We start from the raw sequence: 3,158 nt of genomic DNA on the forward strand, positions 1-3,158 counted from the left end.
CCCGCAACAATTGCGGGGCAGGAGGTACACCGGAAAGCGTGTATTATAACGTTCCAGCCGGAAGATATGTATCAAATGTTTCCCAGGCAGATGCAGATACACAGGCCCAAACAGAAATTAATAGTAATGGACAGGCTTATGCCAATACTGCTGCCAAATGTACTTTTTGGAATGTTGCCAAAAACCAGTTGTTTACCCGTAACAACTGTGCGGCAGGAGGTACACCGGAAAGTGTATATTATAATGTTCCGGCCGGAAAATATTTTTCAAATATTTCTCAGGCAGATGCAGACGCGCAGGCCCAAACAGATATTACTACTAGTGGACAGGCATTTGCCAATGCTAATGCCAAATGTACCTTTTACAGCAATGCCAGAAGCGGCTCTTTTACCAGAAATAATTGTGCTGCAGGGTTTGTTGGTTCTAGTGTTTCTTTTAGTCAGGCGTATGGTGTTTCGACTTCTACGAATTCCCAGGCGGAAGCGGATTCTTTAGGTTTAGCTAAATTTAATACAGACGGACAAAACAATGCAAACAGTATAGGAGTTTGTACAGCGGCCGCCCCAGTTTACACATTTGATTATACCTATTCTCCCACATCATTAAGCATGACATTATTTGCTAATTGTTCAACAGCAAATCATCCTGCTGTCACCTTTAAATTTATAATAACGTATTTAACTACGGCTGATAAACTTATAACTGTGAGGAAAAGTATTGTCTTGGGAGCGAACCAACTTTCCGCATCACTTACATTTAATTTAGGTGGAGTTAACGGTACACAAAATGTTGAACTCGATGGCCCGGTACAATAATAGCCTCAATAATTTAAATATAAAAGAGAACTTGATGAAAAAATTTATATCAATTATAATTTTGTTATTATTTGCAATTCCGGTGCTACACGCCCAGAGTTTCAGTGATGATAATTTTGTTTACACGACAGCTCCGAAAAAAGCGGTTAAGTCAGGAAATTTCAATACTTTGACCAAGGAAGAGGCAAACCAGAATATCACTTATTTTGACGGATTGGGCAGACCTGTTCAGACTATCGCCATTGGCCAGGGGGGGAATGGTTCTGATATCATAACACCCATAGAATACGATAGTTTTGGCAGGCAGGTGAAAGAATATTTACCATACGCATCTTCAAATGGCGGTACCAGTTATCCCAGAATAGATCCTGCTACAGCAATCAATGCTGCATTAACTTTTTACGGAACAGCAAAATACGAGAATACCGCCAACCCATTTTCAGAAAAACAACTCGAATCCTCTCCTTTAAACAGGATTTTAAAACAAGCTTCTCCGGGAACTTCCTGGGCGATGGGCGGCGGTCATGAAATTAAACTCGATTACCAGACCAATACCGATACTGAAGTTAAATTGTATAAAGCAACAGCTACTTGGGATGCCGGATCAGGATTATTTGAAACTGCTTTTTCAGAATCAGGAAATTATGAGGCCAATGAATTGTATAAAAATGTAACTTTTGATGAAAATACCAGTACCAACCCAAGCGAATCAGCCGGCTCTACGGTAGAATTTAAAAACAAGGAAGGTCAGGTTGTTTTAAAAAGAACCTACGAATCCGGAAACAAACTCGATACGTATTATGTGTATGATCCTTACGGAAACCTAACCTATGTGATTCCGCCGAAAGCAGACGGAACGATCGACGATGAAGTTTTAAACGGCTTATGTTACCAATACAAATACGATGATGAGAACCGATTAGTTGAGAAAAAATTACCGGGCAAGCAATGGGAATTTATCGTTTATGATAAACTCGACAGGCCTGTTGCCACAGGTCCTGCATTATCACCTTTTAAGGATGACACGAGTGTGGGCTGGCTTATAACAAAATACGACGCTTTTAGCCGACCAATTTATACAGGATGGAATAATAGTCAAACGGCAAATTCGGCAACAAGGAAATCATTGCAGGATACTCAGAATGATGCTGCTGTTTTGTTTGAAACCAAAGAAACTTCAGCAACTATTGACGGTATTGCTGCTGATTATACCAATAGTATAGCGCCAACAAATTTTAAGCTTTTAACGGTTAATTATTATGATGATTATGCATTTGCTAATGCAGCTGCAGTACCAAGTACTATTGAAGGACAAACAGTTTTATCGAATGTAAAGGGCATGGCCACCGGAAACTGGACCAGGGTTGCCACAACAGCTTTGGCAATGCTGGGCGAAACCAGTACCACTTTCTATGATACAAAAGCGCGCCCAATACGAACTTATGCTCAAAATCATTTAGGCGGTTATACAGCGACGGATAGTAAACTTGATTTCACCGGAAAACCACTTTATACGATCAGCAAGCATAAACGCACGACAGGAGATAACGAAATTACCATAAGAGAAGAATTTACGTATTCTGCCCAGGATCGATTGCTTACGCACACTCATCAAATAAACGGTGGAACAGTACAGCTTTTAGCGGATAATACCTATGATGCACTTGGACAACTGACAAGCAAAAATGTGGGCAACAGCACCGGAAGCCCTTTGCAAAAAGTAGATTATACGTATAACATCAGAGGCTGGCTTACCGAAATTAATAAAACAGATGAACTGCAGCAAAACACAGATCCTCTGGATTTGTTTGCCTTTAAAATTAATTACGATAAAACACAAACCGAGATTGCGAATGTAAAAGCCTTATATAACGGAAACATTGCTGAAACGTTCTGGAAAACGGGCTCGGATAATCTGGAGCGTTCTTACGGTTACCAGTACGATAAATTAAACCGACTGACCAGCGCGATTTACCAAAAATCGAAATTAACCACGGATTCTTATAACGAGAATTTATCGTATGATAAAAATGGAAACATCCTGTATTTGAACAGAAACGGGGATATGGACCCTCAGATAGGTACCAACGTAATCGATAATTTAGCCTATACCTATCCAACTAACACAAACCAGCTTTCGAAAGTAACTGATAGTGCCAATAACACCAGCGGTTTTAACGATGCCAACACCACAGGCGACGATTATACGTACGATGTTAACGGAAACATGATCAGTGATAAAAACAAAAATATCACCGAAATACTCTACAACCAACTCAATTTACCCAAGAAAATAACTTTTGGCACGGGAAACACAATTGAGTATATTTACAACGCAGCTGG

General features: G+C 40.0%; 2 protein-coding genes. Both read left to right on the top strand.

All coding sequences use genetic code 11. The annotated features are described in order from the left end of the window. Positions 1-815, top strand: an 815-nt coding sequence (locus GKZ86_RS25305) for a DUF5977 domain-containing protein (protein ID WP_230328265.1), incomplete at its 5' end; no start/stop codon positions are given. 34 nt (positions 816-849) lie between these two features. After that, positions 850-3,158, top strand: a 2,309-nt coding sequence (locus tag GKZ86_RS25150; RefSeq protein WP_230328266.1) for a DUF6443 domain-containing protein, incomplete at its 3' end; no start/stop codon positions are given.

This window comes from Flavobacterium sp. LC2016-13, from assembly GCF_009707955.1.
Lineage (GTDB): Bacteria > Bacteroidota > Bacteroidia > Flavobacteriales > Flavobacteriaceae > Flavobacterium.